The organism is Picosynechococcus sp. PCC 73109 (genome assembly GCF_001521855.1).
In the GTDB taxonomy this organism is placed as follows: domain Bacteria; phylum Cyanobacteriota; class Cyanobacteriia; order Cyanobacteriales; family MRBY01; genus MRBY01.
Window position 1 is genome coordinate 1,869,966 of the sequence record NZ_CP013998.1, and the last position, 20,576, is coordinate 1,890,541.

The window sequence follows — 20,576 nt, forward strand, 5'->3', positions numbered from 1 at the left end:
CTTGCCCTTAATTTTTTATGGATGTCAATCATCTCGTCGCGGAAATCTTTTCCCCAGCCCTCCGGATGCCCCTGGGAACGGTTATCACTTATCTGGGGGCGCTGTTGGCGATCGCCGAAGGTCTCAGCCGCAAAAATCACCTAAGCCCAGAACTGACCCGCAAGATTGTTCATATCGGCAGTGGTAATGTCATTCTCCTCGCCTGGTGGTTTGATATTCCGATGGAAATTGGCATTGCTGCCGCCTTTATTGCAGGCTTAATTGCCCTGATTTCCTACTTCCTGCCGATTTTACCCAGCGTGAACAGCGTTGGTCGCCAGAGCCTCGGCACCTTTTTCTATGCTCTCAGTATGGGGGTATTGATCTGGTGGTTTTGGTCAATTCAGCAACCTGTGTTTGCGGTGCTCGGCATTTTGGTGATGGCCTGGGGCGATGGTCTGGCCGCCGTGGTCGGTAGCCAATTGGGGCAACATCCCTACGAAATTCTTGGCAACAAAAAAAGCCTCGAAGGCACCGCCACCATGTTTGGGGTGGGTCTCTTGATTTGCGGTTTATTATTTCTCGGTTTTGACCTCATGCTTTGGCAAAAAGCGGCGATCGCCCTCGTTGTTGCCCTTTGTTCTACCTTGCTCGAAAGCATTGCCCAGTTTGGCATTGATAATTTTCTCGTGCCCGTCGGCAGTGCGGCGATCGCCTTTTTACTCATACAAGCTTTGATCTAGGACTCGTCTACCGAAACCGAAGGGATATCTACCGTTGCCGTCGTTTCTTCCTGGGTTGTCGTTTTCCCTTGGGAATTTTCTTGACGGGCTTGGAAAAAGGCCAAGGCCATTTGGGACAGTTCTGCAATCAACAATGTCGCCAGCATCACATCATCAATCTGACCCGCAATAGGGAAAAAGTCCGGTGAAATATCAATGGGGCTGATCAAATATGCCAAAGTGCCTAAAATAATCCACCACCGGTATTTCGGATTGCGCAGGGTGTTGCGGTACCAATCATAAAGAGCCTTGGGAGAAAGCGACATAATATTTTTTTAATTCATTCAGGGAATACCTCAATTTTGCAGAATCCTCTTCTTTCGCAACCAGTGTAGAAAACCGCCACCATCTCCCCCGAATCCAGTTAATTTTCCCCAAAAAAAAGAGGCTAGGCTTAAATGCCCAACCTCCTCAAAATGAATTATTGGAAAAAACTTTCCGATCGATGCAATAGATACCTGTGTTTAATTAGCTAGCACGGGTACTCTTGTCACCAACCTTCTGGAAGAAGCCCCATTCCACTTGCTCTTCTGCCAGTTCAGGGTCAACCCCGGCAAATACGTCACGGTACAACGTCCGAGAACCATGCCAAATGTGACCAAAGAAGAACAGCAGTGCAAATACAGCGTGACCAAAAGTGAACCAACCACGGGGGCTCGTCCGGAATACACCGTCAGAACCAAGGGTTTCAGTATCAAACTCGAAAGGCTCACCCAACTGGGCACGACGGGCGTATTTTCTGACAGTGGCAGCATCGGTGAAGGTTTGACCATTGAGTTCGCCACCCAAGAAGGAAACCGTAACCCCAGCCTGTTCAACGGAGAACTTAGACTCAGAACGACGGAACGGAATATCAGCCCGGAGGACGCCATCCGCATCGGTCATGACCACAGGGAAGGTTTCAAAGAAGTTGGGCATCCGACGAACAAAAAGCTCACGACCTTCTGCATCTTTGAAGACAGGGTGGCCGGCCCAAGACTGAGCAATGCCATCACCTTGATCCATCGGCCCTGTACGGAACAAACCACCTTTTGCGGGGCTGTTACCGACATAGTCATAAAAAGCAAGTTTTTCAGGAATTGTATTCCAAGCTTCTGCAGGTGTTGCCCCTGACGCAATTTCAGCATCCACACGGCGCTGAATTTCGTTTTGGAAATAACCCTGGTCCCACTGATAACGGGTCGGGCCGAAAAGTTCGATGGGGGTGGTAGCGTTGCCGTACCACATGGTGCCAGCGACGACGAATGCGGCAAAAAATACCGCTGCAATACTGCTGGATAAAACCGTCTCAATATTACCCATCCGGAGTGCCTTATACAGACGCTCAGGGGGACGGACACTGAGGTGGAAAAGACCAGCAATAATCCCAACGATACCAGCGGCAATGTGGTGGGCAACAACGCCGCCAGGGTTAAAGGGGTTAAATCCACTGGGGCCCCAATCGGGGGCAACGGCTTGGACATGGCCCGTTACACCATAGGGGTCAGAAACCCACATTCCAGGCCCCCAGACGCCGCTGAGGTGAAAGGCTCCAAAGCCGAAGCAAAGAAGACCAGATAGGAACAGGTGAATCCCAAACATTTTCGGCAAGTCTAGGGCAGGCTTACCGGTACGGGAGTCAACAAAAAGATCGAGATCCCAATAAACCCAGTGCCAAACGGCAGCGAGGAACAGAAGACCGGACAGAACGATGTGTGCTGCGGCGACGCCTTCAAAGGACCAAAAACCGGGGTTAGTGCCTACGGCACCAGTGATATCCCAGCCATTCCAGGAGCCGGTTACGCCTAGCCGTGCCATGAACGGCAGTACGAACATGCCCTGCCGCCACATGGGATTGAGGACGGGATCACTGGGATCGAAAATTGCTAGCTCATAGAGGGCCATTGAGCCAGCCCAACCTGCGACAAGCGCAGTGTGCATGAGGTGTACAGAAATCAGACGACCTGGGTCGTTAAGGACGACTGTATGTACGCGGTACCAAGGTAGTCCCATTGACTACTCTCCTCCTAAACAATCGTGTCTACTATGACCAAATATTTTCTCATTATTAACGAGGATTGGTCTGAACCGAGAAAAACAACTTCAAATCTATAGGAAGATTTTGAGTTGAAACGGCTTTTTGACGGCAATGTCTTCGTAGACTTTAATAAAAGCTTCCTCGGAAAAATTTACAAAAGTTTACAAAGCATCCTCAAGAAAGTTGTTTTGTTATTGCTAGTTGTCCCAAGGACTTAAGCGTTTTTTTCTTCTCTCTAAACTACGATACAAAGGGTTTGTGCTGGGTTTAGGGGGAAGATTGTTTAAAGAAGTGTAACTATTGTTAGAGGGCTTGGCAAGCGTATTACGGGAAATGTAATGGCGCTAATGGCTTGGAGTTGGGTCTTTGTAGAGGGTGTTGGCTTGGTTTAATTGGGCGATCGCCTCTTCGGGGGTGATGAGGCGTTTGATCATCACTTGACCGATGTTCTCGGTTTTGACCTTCGTGGGATCGGGGGTAACTTCCAGCATCAGGATCGGGTCGTCTACTTGGTAGAGCCAGAGGCGCTCCCCTTGATTTTCCATGGCGATGTTGGTGCGCTGAATCTTGGGGGGACGTCGCCAGGACAGAATATCCCAGGGGCCACCGGGTTCCCAAACGCGGCCAATGTGCCACCCTTCGGTGAGAAAAAAATATTGCATAAGCGAGAATTTAGGGCAGATCAATGTCCAAAATGATAGGCTCGATTGCCCTTTATACCCAGGGGTGGGGTCAATAAATCGCAAATATTTTCTAGGTTTTACCATCGCGATCAAAAAACCCCCAAGGATTTTGGAGGTTGTTCAATCACAGGAAAAATGATGATCCGCCTAGGCCCGCAACAGGGGGCGATCGCTTAAAACTTTAATCTCTGAATTGGCTTGGGAAAGGGCCGCTCGATTGACCTGGAGGCGATTGGAAGCCACCGTTGTCACCTTAATTTCGTTACGGTCTACTAAGTTTAAAAAGGATTCAATGGACTGGAGCCCACAGGTGTCGTCTCCGGCCGTTGTTTTATAGTGGGTCGGGATAACAATCTTGGGACGCAGCAACTCTAGGGCTTGGAGCGCTTGGGCTGGGGTGTAACCCTTGGGGGGAATATTCTGTGGGTCGGCGTCGGTGCCCCCAACGGGGATCATCAGAATATCTGGGCTGCCCCCGGTCAAAATAAAATCATCGATGTCCACTTCTTCACCAGCGCCGCCGAGGTGCAAGAGACTAATGCCTCCCTGGCGCCAGCTCCAGGCAATGTTGGGGGGGAAACGCCAACCCCGATAGCGTTCGATGTTGGCATGGGCGAGGCTAATGCCGTCAAAGGTGATGTTATTCACGGGATATTGTCCGGCTTGGAACAAAATCCTGGGGTCTCCGGGTAAACCATCGGTATAGCCTTCGTCGAACAGTTGGCTACTTAACAGGACAATGTCTGCTTGGGGAAATGTGTCCCGATAACCTGCGGTACAACTGAGGGCACGGAAGGGATTAATGAGAACCTTAGTCCCCGCACCACTGACGGAAAAACAGGTGTGGCCCAGCCATTCGATGTCAAGGTTGCCGGTTTGGGCTTGGACGGCGTTTTTTTGCAGGAGGGAAAAGCCGGCGATCGCCCCAAAAGCACTAATCCCTGCGGTCTGAATAAACTGTCTACGTTTCATGGTTATGTCGGGGAGCCCCTCACTAATTCGTTACAAGCAGCGGTACAGGCGACAGAGTAGCGAGGAAATTCCGCAAAAGCTGTTTACCTGCCGTGGTTAAGATACTTTCGGGATGGAATTGTACCCCCTGGATATGGGGATAATCCCGATGTTGTACGCCCATAATCGTACCGTCATCCACCCAAGCAGTGACCTCTAAACAATCAGGACAATTATTTTTGTCGATCACCAAGCTATGGTAACGGGTGGCGGGGAATGGATTTTCTAAACCAGCAAATACCCCTTTGTTGGCATGGTGAATCACGGAGATCTTGCCATGCATCAGGGTTGCGGCACCGATAATTTTGCCCCCAAACACCTGGCCGATGCTTTGGTGTCCCAGACAAACCCCAAGGATAGGAAGTTCCTGGCCCAATTCTTTGATCACCGCCAAGGAAATCCCCGCGTCTTCTGGACGGCCTGGCCCCGGCGAAATGACGATGCCCGCAGGTTGTTTGGCACGAATTTCAGCGAGGGTAATTTTGTCGTTCCGATACACTTCGATGTCCTGGGCCACGGGTAATTCTTTGCCTAATTCGCCGAGGTATTGGACAAGGTTATAGGTGAAACTGTCATAGTTGTCGATGACGATGATCAAAGGGGTCACACTCCTTTAGATAGTGATGGGGATTTGTACGGGGTTGAGCTAGGAAAACAAGGAAATTTTTTGCGGTAAAAAATAGGATTTTACAGGGGTTAAGATAGCAGGCTCTAGGAATGCTTGGAAGTGGGGCCAAGCGATTAATCCGGCAATGGCTACAGAGGCGATCGCCCCAATGAGTACCGCCGCCGCTGCGCAGTCTTTGGCAATTTTTGCGAGCTCATGGTAGCTCTGCTGTACCGTGAGGTCTACCACGGATTCGAGGGCTGTATTGAGCAACTCCAGGACGAGCACTAGGGCGACCATGGCGGTGAGGATCGCTGTTTCTAGATAATTGAGGGACAATAGCCAACACATTGTCCAGACAAAAACCGCGATCGCTAAGTGAATCCGAAAATTTCTCTGGGTGCGGGTGGCGTACACAATGCCCTGCCAAGCGTAACGGAAGCTCGCGAGGAGGTCAGGGGCCACTTTCCAGGCTAGCGATCGCCGTTCCCGGTCGGGGGGTGAGAGGATTTTTTTGTGTTGTGTCATCTTCTCCCTCAATAGAATCACCCCATTATGGAATAAGTTGAACGTTTCGCAAGAGTACGGCTTGACGATCGAGCATTTCAATTAACCGGGCTTCATCGGGATGATCCCACCCCAGCAGGTGCAATAAACCATGGCTCACCAACCAACCCAGTTCCGTTTGGAGGCTGTGCTGCCGTTCCTGGGCCTGGCGTTGGGCCGTTTCTACTGAAACAATGATGTCTCCCAGATAGAGCGGTTCCCCAGGGGGTAAGGGGCTAGCAAAGTTGTCTTCGAGGGCCGCAAAGGAAAGGACGTCGGTGGGTTGGTCTTTGTGGCGATATTGGTGATTGAGATTGTGGATTTCGGCGTCAGTGGTAAAGCGGAGGGTTAACTCGTAACCGTCGGCTGGGGGTAAAGCCGCTGTTAATTCCGGTAGCCACTGCTCCAGGTAGTTTTCCCAAGGGGCGATCGCCAATTCAGGCAGTTCTAAACCAGAAGCATTTTCGACAAAAATTTCACACTCAAGCACGGGCTGCATCCCCATCTAACGGGTGAGGTAGGCCATGGTGACGAAAAACCCCAACAGGCCAGCGGTGGTGAGGAAGAAATGCCAGAGGGACTTACCCCCTTTGCGCACCATATTCCGCATGGCGAGCTTGACATAGCTGGGTTTAGGTTCAGTGGCTTCTGGGGCCTGGTCGAGGGAAGTTTGGGATTCAGACATGGTTCGGGACGAAGAATTTATTGCAACGGGTCAGAATTTTTAAAAATATTTGCTTTAGAAATGCCTCTCTAATGTAACAGTTTGTTGCAAAAAATAACGGTGGAAAGAGCCAACCCCTTGAGACGAGTTTTTCTGATACGTCGCTCCAGTTCTGGAACCCCATCCGATACACTGAATGCTTAAGGCGATCGCTGTTTGGGAAAAAATTATGCGCATTTTAATTATTGGTGGTACTCGGTTTATTGGGGTTTATCTCACCCAAGTTTTATTGGCGGCAGGCCACGAAGTAGTGCTGTTTAACCGGGGCAATCATCCGGCACCGACGGGCGTGGGGCAAATTATTGGCGATCGCCAAGATCCGGCGCAACTGAAGGAAAAACTGGCTGGCGAAACCTTTGACGCGATTTTTGATAACAATGGCCGGGAACTCGCCCATACCCAGCCCCTCGCCGAAATTTTTGCTGGAAAAGTGCAGCATTTTATCTACGTCAGTTCCGCTGGCGTTTATCTGCCCACTGACCAACCGCCCCACAAAGAAGCCGATCCCGTTGATCCCAACAGTCGCCACAAGGGGAAGCACGAAACGGAGGCTTATTTGGCCCAGAGTGATTTGCCCTGGACGTCGATCCGTCCCACCTACATTTACGGCGCGAAAAATTACAACGATCTAGAAGCCTGGTTCTTTGACCGCATCGTCCGCGATCGACCGATCCCAATTCCTGGGGATGGACAACTGATTACTCAATTTGGTCACGTTTATGATCTCGCCACGGCCATGGCAGCGGTGCTAGATAATCCGAAAGCGATTGGGCAAATTTACAATATCTCAGGCGATCGCTTTGTCACTTTTACCGGACTCGTCAAAGCCTGTGCGGTAGCAGCCGGGAAAGATCCAGCGGCTGTGGATCTGGTTTACTATGACCCGAAAAAATTTGACCTCGGCAAACGGAAGGCTTTCCCGATCCGCGCCCAGCACTTTATGGCGGATATTCACAAGGCCCTAAATGACCTGGATTGGCAACCGAAATATGATCTGGTGGGTGGCTTAAAAGATTCCTTCCAAAATGATTACCTTGCCAACGAACGAGACAAGGCTGCTATTGACTTTAGCCTTGATGACCAGATCCTAAGCCAGCAGTAGAGGAAAAACCCCATGCCCACCCTCGACGATATTTATCAGTTCATCCAAACAGAACTCCCCAAAACAGAAGGCGATCGCCTCAACGCAACAACCGATCTTTTTGGCACCTTTGACATCCTGGCCGATGACTGTGCCACCTTTATGGAAAAATTCGCCCAGAAATTCAAAGTCGATCTTGATGGCTACCTTTGGTATTTTCACCACGGCGAAGCGGGCCTTAACCTTGGCGGATTTTTGATCAAGCCCCCCTACGAACGAGTTGAACGCATTCCCATCACCCCAGAAATTTTATTAAAAGCGGCCACCAAGCGCCGCTGGAAATTCAGCTATCCCGACCACACCCTCCCGAAAAAACGTTGGGATATGGTGGTCAATAAAATTATTCTGTTCCTCGTCTTTTTCTACATCCTGAATCGTTTTGCGCCCCTCCTCATCGAAAAATTCATCTAAAGGCGTTTACCATACGTCGAAGCAGTATTAGGGAAAATGTGAAGATGAGTGCAAATCCAGAGGTAATCGTCATTGGTAGCGGCATTGGCGGGCTTTGTTGTGCGGGTCTTTTGGCCCGCTATGGTTATGACGTTTTGGTCTTAGAAAGTCATGCGATCGCCGGTGGTGCGGCCCACAGTTTTACCCGACAGGGCTACCACTTCGACTCCGGGCCATCCCTTTATTCCGGCCTTTCCTACAGCCCTTCCCCCAATCCCCTGCGCCAAGTCCTTGATCTCCTCGAAGAAGATTGCCAATGGCTCACCTACGATGCCTGGGGTGTTCATTTACCCGAAGGTTATTTTCGCGCGGCGGTGGGAGCCGATGGCTTTTGTGAAATGTTGACCCAACTCGGTAAGGCTGAGGCGATCACCCAATGGCGCCAGCTCCAGGAAACCATGCGTCCCCTCGGCGAAGCGGCGACAAAACTCCCTTTGGCGGCCTTTCGTAACGATCTTGGTGTTGTCCGCACCGTCGGTAAATATGCCAAAACTCTCCTGCCTTATCTCCCCTACACTCCCCAACTGAATGCCCCCTTTAGCTGGGTGATGGATCGCGTGATTACTGACCCCTTTATCCGTAACTGGTTAGATTTGCTTTGTTTTATGCTCTCTGGATTGCCCGCCAACGGTACGATTTGCGCGGAGATGGCCTTTATGTTCGCCGATTGGTATCGTCCGGAGGTGATTTTAGATTATCCTCAGGGAGGCAGTGGGGCGATCGTGGCGGCTCTGGTACGGGGCCTCGAAAAATTTGGAGGCAAATTGCGCCTGAATAGCCATGTGGAAAAAATCCTCACTGAAAATGGCAAGGCCACGGGAGTTCAACTGCGCAACGGTGAAATTATTCAAGCCCGTCGCGCTGTGGTTTCTAACGCTTCTGTTTGGGATACTCTCAAGTTGATTGAGCCGCAAAATATTCCCCAAAAATTGCAGAAACGAGCCGATAAAATGCAGCCCTGTCGCAGTTTTATGCACCTTCACTTAGGGATTGACAGCAGCAATTTACCTGAAGATGTGGAGTGCCATTACCTCATCGTTGATGACTGGGAAAAGGGAGTTGATGCGGCTCAAAATGTGGTCGCTGTTTCGATTCCTTCACTGCTGGATCCGAGCCTAGCGCCCCCAGAAAAACACAGTATCCACGTTTATTTGCCTGCTACTGAAGACTATGCACCCTGGGCAAACCTAGACCGTCGTTCCCCGGAATATGCTGCTTTCAAAGAAGAGCGTTCCCAAGTTTTGTGGCAAGCTCTGGAAAAAGTGATCCCCGATATTCGTCAACGCACGGAATTAACCCTTGTTGGTACACCCCTAACTCATAGTCGTTTCCTCAGACGCGATCGCGGTACCTATGGCCCCGAATTAAAAGCGGGGAAAGAACAGTTTCCGGGCTGCATAACGCCCATCGCCCAACTTTTCTGCTGTGGAGATTCCACTTTTCCGGGGATTGGCATTCCGGCGGTGGCCGGGTCTGGGATGATTGCCGCCAATACCCTCAGTCCCCTAGGTCAACATCTCCAAATTCTGCAGATGATTGCTGATTAAAGCGTGCTTAAAGGGTCTGGGCAATGGTGATCGCCCTTTGGAGTGCCTTGTCATGGATCCAGCCCGTAAAGCCAGAAAATTGGCAATGGCCCGCTACATCGGCAACGAAAATATGTCTGACGCCCACCGGATTTACCCACTCCCGTAGGGTCAAGCCGTCGGGAAAAGTATGCTGAATTTTTGCCTTGGGGAAATCCCGTTCATCGGCAGGAGTCATCCCCTCCACGTGCTGAAAATGTTCAATTAAGCGGGTCAGTCGAGAATTTTGTGTTATCGCCAAGCTGGGATTTGCGAAGAACGCCTTAATCTTTTCACTGACTATTGGGTCGATGACTAAGTCCTGGTGGCGGACATTATCCCGCTGATAAAAGTGAGTGTAATTGAGTTTTGTGGATTCAATGGGAATTACCCCATCACCGCCATTGTTTAAACTGCCAGCAATCACTAAAGTCGGTACTGTCTGAGTGATTTTTTCTGCTAAATACTGGCGACTACGCCCTAACTCCTGGGCAATGCCAAGCCCCCAACTAACTAAAGGGATCGACGGTTCTGGCAAGGGAGGCCCCTCGAATTGGTGAACCCAACAAGACAAGAGCTTCTAAGCGATCCAGCCAAACAGGGTTTCGGGATAAAACTTCAACCCACAACACCCCACCAAGGGAAAATCCAATCACCCTAAAGGATAAACCAGGAAATTTTTTTAGGGTTTCAGCAGCCGAAGTTTCGACTTTTTCTATCAGCGGACTGAGACTAAGAAAGGTTGTTAAAAAATTGAGATTAGGAGTAATAATTTGGGTATTTGCAGAAGCTACTTTCTGGGCTAGGATTTGCATTTTTTGATTACCTTCACCCATGCCGTGTTGTGAAAATAAAATCACTGGCTTTGTCACAGCTTTATTTTTCTCTCAAACTACTTTGATTACCATTGGTTATATCTTAAACCAATAAAAAACGGCTTTCCATCTCGATTTGAATGGAGAAGCAATCTACCAATAAATATTCCCTTTTTTATATGGCTCGAGGCAGATTTGAACTGCCGACCTTGGGCTTATGAGTCCCCTGCTCTAACCAGCTGAGCTACCGAGCCAAAACCGTAAATAATAATAACTACCACAATAGTGGTTGTCAAGACTTTTCCTAAAAAAACTACCACAATGGTAGGTGTTGAGATTTTGCTGAAAATAACTACGGAAAGTCGAATATCGCAATGAAGTTTGCCCAATCCCCATACAATACGGGAAACTGCTGAAATCGTTATGCCCCAACTCCCAAAAATTGACCGACAGCGGGAACACCAAGCCAACGAACGCACCTTTCTGGCTTGGTTGCGTACCTCGATCGCCTTGATTGGTTTTGGCTTTGCGATCGCCCGTTTTGGTTTTTTTGTGCGTCAAATTGAAGAAACTTTAGTCTCCCAAAGTAATTTGCCCTTACCGAACCTGGCCTCCTCCGAAACCCTTGGTCGGGCTTTTGCGATCGCCGGCATTGTGATCATTGCTTTGGCTTTGTGGAACTATCATCAGCATTTTCGCCAAATTGAGCAGGGAAATTATCAGCCCAATCGTTGGATGATTACGACAACGGCTCTGGTGGCAATGGTTTTGGGGGGTCTGAGTTTAATTTTAATGATCGGCAGTAAACCCGATCCGACTCGGGAAGATTTTTCCCGTTCCCAAGCCCTACCTGGAGTCTCCGATTCGATCAAGCGCCACGTTAGGCACTAATTCCCAAGGGCAAAGCTTTTGTGTTATATTTTGAGATGACTCGGATCTATGCGATTTCGACGCCCAAACCTTGTCAGGACCGGAAGGTAGCAGCAATACGGGATGCTCGTGGTAGGCGTAGGCTCCGGGTCTTTTAGTTTTTTTAGAGATTGCGGCGACCAGTTAATACTTTTCACGGCTCAGGACAAACACGCTGCCCTCATTGCCTCGACCGATGCGCAAGTCTTCATCGAGATAAGTAATATCGAGCCAGCCATTATTATTTTTGCTGTTAATTCCCACATCAACAGGAAAGAATTTTTTCCCGGCTAACATTTGCTCGACGAGTCCTTTCGGAAAACGGTAGTTCATTAGGCGCTGGGAGCCAATCACGTAGCGATTGAAGAAAACATTCACCCGCTGATCAGAGACGGGAGTGAAAGAGGCTTCCACAAGCACTAAGCCTTCAAGGAAAGGAATCCCCTCTAGTTCGGCGATGTTGTAGATTTTTTGCTGGAGTGGCCGCACACATTGGTAAACCTGCCCTAGCTGCAAAAGGGGAAAGCGATTGATCCCCAAGATGCCTTTGCTGGTGGTATAAATCAGTCGCCAATCCCCTTCGAGTAAGGTTGTCGCTTCTAGGGGCTTGGGGGTCGGGTTTTGGTCTTCGAGGCGATCAATAATGGTGAGAATATTGGCGCGGTCTACTTCAGTGGTAATCAGACCACGATTTTTTCCGGCAATGGTTTCAAGGAGGTTCGTTTTTAGATTCATGGAAAGGTGAGCAGTGGTCAGCGCAGGTCTAAGGAAATTTAGGCCATAGATTATTTTCTCATATCCCTTCAGCGGCGATCAGCAGGGCCAAGTTATCTCGGTGAATCACGGTGTCGGCGCTGCCGTAGCCGAGAATTTGGCGAATTTGGGTCGAATGTTGCCCTTGAATTTTTTCAATATCTTGGTGGTTGTAGTTTACTAACCCTCTGGCGATCGCCTGACCTGTTTGGGTTCTCAGTTCTACGGGGTCGTTAATGGTAAATTCTCCTTCCACGGCAACAATACCTGCCGCAAGGAGAGAACGACCATTTTTCAGGAGAGCCTGGGTTGCGCCATCGTCAAGGGTGAGAATTCCCTGGGGTACAAGGCCATAGGCAATCCAACGTTTACGGGCATTATCGGCCTGGGGTTGGGCTTCAAAATGGGTGCCGATATCTTCCCCAGCAACAATTTTCAGGAGATTCTGGGGGGTTTTGCCCTGGGTAATCACCGTGCGTACGCCAGCGCTGGTGGCAATGCGAGCAGCAGTGAGCTTTGTTTGCATGCCCCCTGTCCCCCATTGGGAGCCGCTAGATCCAGCATCGACTTGGAGGTTAAACAGTTCGCTGGAACTGACCAGGGGAATAGGGCGGGCGTCAGGATTTTGTCTGGGGTCAGCGGAATAGAGGCGATCCACATCGGTGAGTAGCACCAACCAGTCGGCATTCACCAAGCTGGCGACCAGGGCAGAGAGGGTATCGTTATCGCCGAATTTCAGTTCATCGACGGCAACGGTATCGTTTTCGTTCACAATCGGGATCACGCTGAGATCCAACATCGCGTTGAGGGCTTCCTGGACGGTCAGGTAGGAAGTGCGATCCACGAGGTCTCGACGGGTGAGTAATACCTGGGCGATCGCCTGTTGCAGACTGGTAAATAGATCATCATAGAGGCGAATTAAGCGGCCTTGACCCACGGCGGCGATCGCCTGTTTTTCGGCAATTTTTTTCGGACGTTCTGAACGTTTCAACACCCCACAGCCCACACCCACGGCCCCAGAGGAGACGAGGATCACCCGGTGGCCCTTTTGTTTGAGGCGAGTCAAGGTTTCCACGAGGGTACCGATGGTTGCCAAAGCCAACATGCCTGTCTTGGGATCTGTGAGGCTAGAGGTGCCAATTTTAACGACGATGGTTTGGGGCATAGAAGACTGTGAGGCTAGGTGAATTTTTCTATTATTTCAGCAAAAATTCCCTTGAGCCGAAAATCTTACCCCACGTCCACAGCATCCTTCTGGTCTCCCGTTAGAGAAAACAAGGGATTTCAGCAATGGCGGTAAAATAGACCCAGTTTCTGTGTTTTACATCCGCTGACAAAAGTCCCCAACGTTATCCATGACCCACACTGCGATCGCCAAAGAAAAACCCGATTGGGCTGGGGAAGACTGGTTATCCCGCCTCGTCAACCGTCTGATCCAAACAAAGCCCCTCTACGCTCTGATGAAACAACAGGCCCGACGCGTTCTGATTAAAACCGCCGAAAAAAATGGTGTCCCCTGGCGGCAGACTGTGAAGGAATTAGAGCAATCCCCCGCCAAACAATATTTCCAAGACATCGCCAACCCCCACCTGGACTACCCCGACTATTACCGAGTCCCCTTCCATGCCTACAACGAAGGGAATTTGTGTTGGCAAGCAGCCTTTGAGGCGGCCCCGGCGACGGCAGCGATGGCCCTACGGGTTTGGAAAACGGAACCCCTCACCCCAGAAGTGGCCCAGGCCCGACTCCGCAATAGTTTTTTAGATGTTCTTGAACAATATTTGCCTCAGAACGTGGATCAAGCCCTTGATATCGGCTGTTCCGTGGGCATTTCGACCTTTGCGCTTCTAGAGCGACTCCAGGCCAAAAATCCAGCAGTTGAGGTAACGGGCCTCGATCTTTCGCCCCATATGCTCGCGGTGGCTAAGGTTCAAGATAAAAATCAGGCGGTGCAATGGTGCCATGGCAAGGCGGAAACGACGGAGTTTACCGATGATCGATTCGATTTAATTACCTTGCAATTTGTCCTCCATGAACTGCCCAACCAGGCCACCCGTGAGATCTTCCAGGAATGCCGACGCATTTTGCGGCCCGGAGGTTGTTTGGCGATCGTCGATAACAATCCGAAATCTCCGGTGATTCAGGGTTTACCGCCAGCCTTGTTTGTGTTGATGAAGAGTACAGAACCTTGGAGTGACGAATATTATACTTTTGATGTAGAATCGACACTAAAGGAAGTCGGTTTTGATTACCGCACCACCGTCGCCAGTGATCCGCGCCACCGCACGATCATTGCCCACAAGCCCTTTTAATTGTTTGCCAAATGTTTGCCGAATGAAAATTGCGATCGCCCAACTGAACCCTACCATCGGGGACTTGACTGGTAATGCCGAGCGAATCCTGGTCGCAGCAGAAGAAGCGGCGATCGCCAATGTCCGCTTATTGCTCACACCGGAACTGTCCCTCTGTGGGTATCCGCCCCGGGATCTCTTGCTCCATGCGGATTTTATTGAGCGGATGCAGGCCCAGCTCACGACCCTGGCGGCAAAAATTCCGCCGACCCTCGCCGTTTTAGTCGGTTTGGCGACCCCCAACCCAGAGGCGATCGCCAAGGGGGAAAAAGCCCTCCACAACAGCATCGCTCTCATTGACCAGGGGAAAGTCCAGCACATTTTCCATAAGCAACTGTTGCCCACCTACGATGTGTTCGACGAAGACCGCTATTTTGAACCCGGCAAGCAGTCCAACTGGTTTTTCCTCCATCCCAGCCCAACGGTCGCCCCTTTAAAAATTGGCGTCACCATCTGCGAAGATCTCTGGAATGACCAAGCCTTTTGGGGCAAGCGCCAGTACGAAATTAATCCCCTCGAACAATTGGCCGAGGCCGGGGTCGATTTAATCGTGAACTTGTCGGCTTCTCCTTACACCGTCGGGAAACAGCGCCTGCGGGAAGGGATGCTCCACCATGGCGCCCAACGTTACCGCACCCCCATTCTCTACGCGAACCAAGTGGGGGGGAATGACGATTTGATTTTTGACGGCGGGAGTGTGGCCTTTGACCGAGAGGGACAACTGGTTGGGCGATCGCCAAGTTTTCAAGAGTCCCTGTTGGCGGTGGAATTTAGCCCCGACCAACAAACCCTATCACTGCCCCAGGGTTTACCTGCTGCTTTTCAGCAAACCATTAGTCCCGAATATGATGCCGATGAGGCGGAAATTTTTGCGGCCCTGGTGTTGGGTCTCCGGGACTATGCCCGTAAATGTGGCTTCTCGAAAATTGTCCTGGGTTTGAGTGGTGGCATCGACTCGGCCTTGGTGGCGGCGATCGCCGTTGCAGCGGTGGGGGCAGAAAATGTCCTGGGGGTGCTGATGCCTTCCCCCTACAGTTCGGAACATTCCCTCAGTGATGCGATCGCCCTGGTGGAAAATCTCCAGATTCGCCACGAAATTATTCCCATTGAGCCAGCAATGCAAGCCTTTGAGACGATGCTGGGTGATTTATTTGCGGGCACAGAATTTGGGGTGGCCGAAGAAAATCTCCAGTCCCGCATCCGGGGGAATCTGCTGATGGCGATCGCCAATAAGTTTGGTTATCTCTTGGTGTCAACGGGCAACAAGTCCGAAATGGCGGTGGGTTATTGCACCCTCTATGGCGATATGAATGGCGGCCTAGCGGTGATCGCCGACGTCCCGAAAATGCGGGTGTTTAGCCTTTGTAAATGGTTAAACCGTGACCGAGAACTCATTCCCCCGGCAATTATTACCAAACCCCCTAGTGCGGAACTGCGTCCCGACCAATTGGATCAAGACTCCCTGCCCCCCTATCCGGTGTTGGATGAGATCCTCAAACGGGTCATCCACCGCAATCAATCGGCCCCAGAACTCCACGCCGCTGGCTATGACCACGATACTGTGGCCCAGGTTTTAAAGCTCCTCCATCGTGCCGAATTTAAGCGCCGTCAAGCTGCCCCTGGTTTGAAAATTACCGATCGAGCCTTTGGTACGGGGTGGCGGATGCCCATTGCCTGCCGCTGGTAAAGCAGATCCCAAACGTTAACCAACCCCAGATATTTCAGTTGATTCCCAGGGAGCTAAACCCAAGTAACGAATGCCCTCTGGACTAACCGCAAAGCGACAGGGAAGAATTTGAATGCCGGCGGCGATCGCCTGACGGAATAGCTCTCCATATTTCGGGTCTTTGCTATCCCCAGGGGCAAACCGGGTGCAATCGCCTCGGTTGATGAAATAGAGCATCACCGCTTTTGCTGCGGGCACAATGTCGATAAGTTCTTGGAGGTGCTTTTGGCCCCTGGTGGTTTCAGTATCCGGGAAAAGCGCCAGTTTTCCCTTTGTCCAGGTGGTATTTTTAACTTCCACATAAAGAGGCGATCGCCCTTCCCCTGTCAGCAGAAAATCAATGCGACTTTTGTTCTCTGTGCCATAGCGCACCTCCGGTCGCACCGTGTCGTAATGGTCGGCTAATTCAGGGATTTGCTTCGCCAAAAGCATCGCTTTGATCACCCGGTTAGGTAACGCTGTATTGACGCCGATCCAGGTCGGTTCTGGGGTGGGTAACTGGATCATCTCCCAGGTATAGGCTAGTTTGCGCTTGGGATTATCACTTTTTGAGAGCATCACCGGCGCTCCCAACTCACAAATCCCCGTCATCGGCCCCGTATTGGGACAATGGGCCGTAACGATTTCTCCGGAGGCCAATTCAATGTCTGCTAGAAAACGTTTGTAGCGTTTCCGCAGGATGCCAGGGATCAATCCAGGATAACGATAAACAAAAGGCTGTGTGGTCGCGGTCATCGGTGGAAAAATTAAGCTGGCGATCGCCCCTAAAACTTGTAATGGGGATCTTGCCAATCAAAGACAGGGGGAACGTAGGTTTGATATTCCCATTCTGTGATCACATCTTCAATGCGGCGGTGCACAATCCCCTGGGTGGCTGCTTTTTTGAGGGCTTTGGCCACAATGATTTTCAGGGTATCCCAATCCATATCCGGGGCATCTGATTCGATGAGGTAGGAATCCCGTAGAAGTTTTTCGAGGTCCCGTAGGCAGGTTTCGGCGATTTCGTATTGGGCATATTGGGCTGGCACTAGGGGCGTTGAAGAACGCAAAGGATCCCGTTGGACAGCGGCGATCGCCTGGCGCACCGCAATACTAATTTGTTGCTTGAGATCCAGAACGCCTTTTTCTTCTTGGCGCTCTTTACCCCGTTCGCTGGAGGCATAGAGGGGAGGCACCCGGTTCAAAGCATAGGTGGCCACCTCCACTACATCAATATATTCAGCTAATTTCTGTGGAAGGCGCTTGAGTTGCCGATGGATTTCCTTGTGCACCAGGTTTTCCATAATATTTTGGTAAGCACGGCGATTGCCCTTTCCTGGTGAGGGCGCAGATGGCTGATTCATAATAATGGCCCCTGGAGAGCAACGGGGGATTTTTTAGCAAAGACTGCAGATTTTGGCGAAAACAAGGGCAAAAAATACTTTTCTCTAAGTACCCATTTAATACTATAGTTTGCTTTCCCTGCAGACCCAGATTAAGTTAACAATTGTTGCGGCTCCCCATTTACTGCTTTCTGGCAGAAACCGCATAGAACGGATCCCGATGGCCCAGGCCCAGCATTTGTAACAGCAGGGGTTGGTCGCTCCGCTGTGTCACCACGGTCGGTTTGGCAAAGCCTGGGGTTTGCTGAAAGTAATACTGCACGAGCTGGAGATGTTCGGCGTCGGTGCTGTCCCGCCAAGCGGCGATCGCCTTTTGGTAAAACATCCGATTTGAAAAACTAACAATACAAATTCCCCCTGGGGTCAGTACCCGCTGAATTTCTGCAAACACCGCTTCTGGATATTGGAGATATTGCACTGACACCGCCACCAAAACCGCCTCAAAGCTTTGATCGGCCAAGGGTAATTTGGGATCGACATTGAGGTTTTGAACAAAATAGCGATCTAGACGACGGTTTTTTGCTAGTTCTGCCGCGTTCATTCCGTGGCCGACCACCTCCCGAAACACGAAATCTGGCAAATGGGAGACCCAACTACTCATCAAATCTAGAACTCGATCATTGGGCTGCAACAATGTGCCATAGAGTTGGGTTAACTGGTCAATAAAGCCATCATCTACGTGGGTCACAAACCGGGGGTAATCGTAGAAAAGCTGATCATCGCTAGAATCGAGCTTCTGCCGTTGGCTAGGGGAAAGAATCATAGAAAATGCAGCGCAAAGAATACGTTAAATTAGTGATCATGCGGGGAAACCCCCAGTCAATCTGCCCCTCAGGCACAGATGTATGGATATTTCTAAGGTAACGATTTCTTGCGGGAAAAACGACTGCCCAGGGGTAGCTTCGTTGGCCCAATCCCATTGTCCCCTCTGCCAAGCGCCGGTGGTCAAGCGCTATCTGCGGGTTGTGGGGGCACCCCAGTTGACCCTGACGCCCCAAACTCTGGTGGGGGAAGGCGATCGCTATTGGGTGACAGAAACCCCAGATATTCTCTTAGACACAAAGCCCGCATTGCCCCCGGTACTGACTGAAACGCTCCCCCCGGCCATCGAAAGTTATCTACGGCTCTCGACCCATCTGCTCCACATTCCCAAGGTATTTGGCCTATTGACGCCCCAGGAAGGGTGGTTACTAGAATATCCATCGGTGGCCCTCGACGAAACGGGTTATCCCCGCTGGCCAAATTTATTTATGCCCCTCACGGAGGCTTGGCAGACTGCAACTCCCCTGCAACAACTCAACTGGCTGATGCAGATTGCGGCGCTGTTACCAGATTTTGTGGAACATGGAGTGGTTCCGAGTGTTTACTATCTAGGGGACTGGGCTGTCCACGGGGGCCTTATTCAGGTGCAAAAATTGCGCTTTGAACCCAACCAGCCCTTAAATTTGGTGCGCCTGGGGAATTTGTGGGCCGAGTTACTCGAAACCGTGGCCCCTGTGATTCAACCCTTTTGTCATCGCCTCCAGCAGGGGTTAAGCCAAGGCCAGATCCAAGATCCGCAGCAGCTCTATGGGATTTTGCGCCAGGGGGTTTTGGAATTGGGGCGATCGCCCCTGGAATATCATTACCGCCTCTATACCAAAACTGACGCCGGCCCCAGCCGTGACCACAATGAGGATGCCTGTTTTCCGCCCCCCGGCAAAGTTTATCCCGATGCGCCCCTAGCAATTGTCTGTGATGGCATTGGTGGCCATGAACAGGGGGAAGTGGCCTCGGCGATCGCCATTGAGCAACTGCAAACCCAACTGGAAAATCTCACGGATCATCCGCCGGAGCAGGCCGCCCAGATCCAAGAAAAATTAGCCGCCGCCGTGCTCCAGGCCAACGATGTAATTTGCGATCGCAACGACCAAGAAAATCGCCAAGACCGGAACCGCATGGGCACCACCGTTGTCATGGCCTGGGTTCATGCCCCCGAACTTTACTTGACCCACGTGGGGGACTCCCGCATTTATCGCATCACCACCACCAGTTGCCACCAACTGACCTATGACGATGACCTCGGTTCCCGGGAAGTCCGCCTTGGCTATGCCCTCTACAAAGATGCCCTGGCCTACCCTGGATCTGGGGCTTTGGTGCAAGCTTTGGGGATGAATCCGTCCCATTCCCTCCACCCTACCGTAACGTCCCTGGTGCTGGATCAAGACGCGATTTATCTCCTCTGTTCCGACGGCCTCAGTGATGATGGCCAGGTAGAAGCCCATTGGGCAGCGGAAATCGCCCCCCTAATCCAAGGCAAAAAAGATTTGACCCAAGTGGGCGATCGCCTGATTGAAATTGCCAATACCAAGAATGGCCACGACAACAGCACCATTGCCCTACTCCAGGTCAAAGTGCAGGGAGAAGTTCCCGAAACGCCGATTCCTTACCCGAAACTCACCCAACTACAACCAACTTTTATCCAACCCAAGGCACCGCCCCCCGTGGCAACCCAAATGTCTCGGCTCCGGGGACGCAAAACGGCAAATTCCCCCAGTCGTCTATTGCTGATTTTGGCTGGATGTCTGTGTTTGTTGGGGGTCGGTAGTTTGCTGTGGCAACGTTGGCAGCGGGAACCCCTAGGCAGTTCTCCCTCCACAACACCACCAACGATTAATCCTGTCCCCATTACGGATGTCACCGAAGATCCACCAACGGTAACGGTGCCCGCAGGGGAACCAGAGGAGACGACTTTACCCCTGAGCAAAAACCAAATTTTTCAACTCCAGGAAAATCGTTCCCTCACGGCCTACGCCACACCAGAGGCGATCGCCACCACCACCGCCGATCCATTGTTGATTTTGGGGGGCAGTATTCTTCGGGTCGAGCAAATCAATGGGGAAAATCAGGTAATGCTGAAACTTTGTCAAAAAGGCGATCAAAGCGCGCCTCCAAGTCGCAAACTTTTGACCGAGGGCAATAATGCTTGGGTGGCCCTCGCTGACCTAGAGGGACAATTAACCCCTGATTTTACGGTGCCTGCCGCGAACCCTTGTGTGCCATCTGCTCTGGAATAAAAATGTTGGGGCTATCGATTTTCCGGAGGCATTGCATAATGGAGGGAGATTTAAGCTCAGTGTGGCCCTGCCATTCGAC

Annotated in this window: 22 protein-coding genes, 1 tRNA gene and 1 other RNA gene; 9 read left to right on the forward strand and 15 right to left on the reverse strand. The window is 51.1% G+C overall.

The genetic code is table 11. From position 1 onward, the window contains the following. Window positions 1-17: 17 nt before the first annotated feature. Window positions 18-722, forward strand: coding sequence for a diacylglycerol/polyprenol kinase family protein (locus AWQ23_RS09000; RefSeq protein WP_062434647.1), 705 nt, complete (start codon window positions 18-20; stop codon window positions 720-722). Here AWQ23_RS09000 and AWQ23_RS09005 read toward each other — a convergent pair. The 8 genes from AWQ23_RS09005 to AWQ23_RS09040 form a co-directional block, all read right to left on the reverse strand. Beyond that, complete coding sequence (locus AWQ23_RS09005; protein ID WP_062434649.1) at window positions 719-1,027, reverse strand: YkvA family protein; 309 nt, start codon at window positions 1,025-1,027, stop codon at window positions 719-721. The two genes, AWQ23_RS09000 and AWQ23_RS09005, sit on opposite strands and share 4 nt — an antisense overlap. Before the next feature lie 202 nt (window positions 1,028-1,229). Continuing rightward, complete coding sequence (gene psbB, locus AWQ23_RS09010; protein WP_012307371.1) at window positions 1,230-2,753, reverse strand: photosystem II chlorophyll-binding protein CP47; 1,524 nt, start codon at window positions 2,751-2,753, stop codon at window positions 1,230-1,232. 369 nt (window positions 2,754-3,122) lie between these two features. Further along, entirely contained in the window at window positions 3,123-3,440 is a 318-nt protein-coding gene (locus tag AWQ23_RS09015) for a hypothetical protein (protein ID WP_030007512.1), read from the reverse strand. A 168-nt stretch (window positions 3,441-3,608) separates the two neighbouring features. Beyond that, entirely contained in the window at window positions 3,609-4,433 is an 825-nt protein-coding gene (locus AWQ23_RS09020; RefSeq protein ID WP_030007513.1) for an MBL fold metallo-hydrolase, read from the reverse strand. Between the two features lie 22 nt (window positions 4,434-4,455). Further along, window positions 4,456-5,070 (reverse strand): aminodeoxychorismate/anthranilate synthase component II, encoded by a 615-nt coding sequence (locus AWQ23_RS09025; protein ID WP_062436612.1) that lies wholly within the window; start codon window positions 5,068-5,070, stop codon window positions 4,456-4,458. A gap of 48 nt (window positions 5,071-5,118) precedes the next feature. Further along, entirely contained in the window at window positions 5,119-5,607 is a 489-nt protein-coding gene (locus AWQ23_RS09030; protein ID WP_062434652.1) for a diacylglycerol kinase family protein, read from the reverse strand. Window positions 5,608-5,632: 25 nt separating this feature from the next. Further along, window positions 5,633-6,124 (reverse strand): rRNA maturation RNase YbeY, encoded by a 492-nt coding sequence (gene ybeY / locus AWQ23_RS09035; protein ID WP_030007516.1) that lies wholly within the window; start codon window positions 6,122-6,124, stop codon window positions 5,633-5,635. Window positions 6,125-6,130: 6 nt separating this feature from the next. Beyond that, window positions 6,131-6,310, reverse strand: coding sequence for a DUF3285 domain-containing protein (locus AWQ23_RS09040; protein WP_030007517.1), 180 nt, complete (start codon window positions 6,308-6,310; stop codon window positions 6,131-6,133). 208 nt (window positions 6,311-6,518) lie between these two features. Between AWQ23_RS09040 and AWQ23_RS09045 the strand changes: the two genes are divergently transcribed. The 3 genes from AWQ23_RS09045 to AWQ23_RS09055 are packed head-to-tail and all read left to right on the forward strand — an operon-like array spanning window position 6,519 to window position 9,487. Next, window positions 6,519-7,451 (forward strand): NAD-dependent epimerase/dehydratase family protein, encoded by a 933-nt coding sequence (locus tag AWQ23_RS09045; protein ID WP_062436614.1) that lies wholly within the window; start codon window positions 6,519-6,521, stop codon window positions 7,449-7,451. Window positions 7,452-7,463: 12 nt separating this feature from the next. Continuing rightward, a complete protein-coding gene (locus AWQ23_RS09050; RefSeq protein ID WP_062434656.1) occupies window positions 7,464-7,901 on the forward strand; it encodes a DUF1493 family protein in 438 nt (145 codons plus the stop codon). A gap of 44 nt (window positions 7,902-7,945) precedes the next feature. Further along, window positions 7,946-9,487, forward strand: coding sequence for an NAD(P)/FAD-dependent oxidoreductase (locus AWQ23_RS09055; RefSeq protein ID WP_062434659.1), 1,542 nt, complete (start codon window positions 7,946-7,948; stop codon window positions 9,485-9,487). Window positions 9,488-9,494: 7 nt separating this feature from the next. Here AWQ23_RS09055 and AWQ23_RS16335 read toward each other — a convergent pair whose 3' ends face one another. Then, on the reverse strand, window positions 9,495-10,043 hold the full coding sequence (locus AWQ23_RS16335) for a hypothetical protein (RefSeq protein ID WP_232308882.1): 549 nt from the start codon (window positions 10,041-10,043) through the stop codon (window positions 9,495-9,497). 457 nt (window positions 10,044-10,500) lie between these two features. Then, window positions 10,501-10,574: transfer RNA gene (locus AWQ23_RS09065), tRNA-Met, on the reverse strand. Between the two features lie 169 nt (window positions 10,575-10,743). On the opposite strand from AWQ23_RS09065, the gene AWQ23_RS09070 reads away from it, so the two are divergent. Then, window positions 10,744-11,211: a YidH family protein gene (locus AWQ23_RS09070; protein WP_062434662.1), complete on the forward strand. Its 468-nt coding sequence runs from the start codon at window positions 10,744-10,746 to the stop codon at window positions 11,209-11,211. 37 nt (window positions 11,212-11,248) lie between these two features. Continuing rightward, window positions 11,249-11,345: signal recognition particle sRNA small type (gene ffs, locus AWQ23_RS09075), an RNA gene on the forward strand. Between the two features lie 28 nt (window positions 11,346-11,373). Here ffs and AWQ23_RS09080 read toward each other — a convergent pair. Both AWQ23_RS09080 and proB read right to left on the reverse strand, forming a co-directional pair. Next, a complete protein-coding gene (locus tag AWQ23_RS09080; RefSeq protein ID WP_062434665.1) occupies window positions 11,374-11,964 on the reverse strand; it encodes a PAP/fibrillin family protein in 591 nt (196 codons plus the stop codon). A 58-nt stretch (window positions 11,965-12,022) separates the two neighbouring features. Continuing rightward, on the reverse strand, window positions 12,023-13,147 hold the full coding sequence (gene proB, locus AWQ23_RS09085) for a glutamate 5-kinase (protein ID WP_012307393.1): 1,125 nt from the start codon (window positions 13,145-13,147) through the stop codon (window positions 12,023-12,025). A 190-nt stretch (window positions 13,148-13,337) separates the two neighbouring features. On the opposite strand from proB, the gene AWQ23_RS09090 reads away from it, so the two are divergent. Together AWQ23_RS09090 and AWQ23_RS09095 are read left to right on the forward strand one after the other, a co-directional pair. Further along, on the forward strand, window positions 13,338-14,294 hold the full coding sequence (locus AWQ23_RS09090) for a class I SAM-dependent methyltransferase (protein ID WP_062434668.1): 957 nt from the start codon (window positions 13,338-13,340) through the stop codon (window positions 14,292-14,294). Between the two features lie 22 nt (window positions 14,295-14,316). Then, on the forward strand, window positions 14,317-16,020 hold the full coding sequence (locus AWQ23_RS09095) for an NAD+ synthase (RefSeq protein WP_062434671.1): 1,704 nt from the start codon (window positions 14,317-14,319) through the stop codon (window positions 16,018-16,020). A gap of 15 nt (window positions 16,021-16,035) precedes the next feature. On the opposite strand, the gene sfsA is transcribed toward AWQ23_RS09095, so the two are convergent. The 3 genes from sfsA to AWQ23_RS09110 all read right to left on the reverse strand — a co-directional run bounded on the left by sfsA (window position 16,036) and on the right by AWQ23_RS09110 (window position 18,204). Next, on the reverse strand, window positions 16,036-16,794 hold the full coding sequence (gene sfsA, locus AWQ23_RS09100) for a DNA/RNA nuclease SfsA (RefSeq protein ID WP_062434674.1): 759 nt from the start codon (window positions 16,792-16,794) through the stop codon (window positions 16,036-16,038). A 29-nt stretch (window positions 16,795-16,823) separates the two neighbouring features. Next, window positions 16,824-17,402, reverse strand: a complete 579-nt coding sequence (locus AWQ23_RS09105; RefSeq protein WP_062434677.1) for a late competence development ComFB family protein — start codon at window positions 17,400-17,402, stop codon at window positions 16,824-16,826. Window positions 17,403-17,562: 160 nt separating this feature from the next. Further along, a complete protein-coding gene (locus tag AWQ23_RS09110; RefSeq protein ID WP_062434679.1) occupies window positions 17,563-18,204 on the reverse strand; it encodes a class I SAM-dependent methyltransferase in 642 nt (213 codons plus the stop codon). 82 nt (window positions 18,205-18,286) lie between these two features. Here AWQ23_RS09110 and AWQ23_RS09115 point away from each other — a divergent pair, with 82 nt between their 5' ends. After that, entirely contained in the window at window positions 18,287-20,497 is a 2,211-nt protein-coding gene (locus tag AWQ23_RS09115; RefSeq protein ID WP_062434683.1) for a PP2C family serine/threonine-protein phosphatase, read from the forward strand. Window positions 20,498-20,576 lie beyond the last annotated feature (79 nt).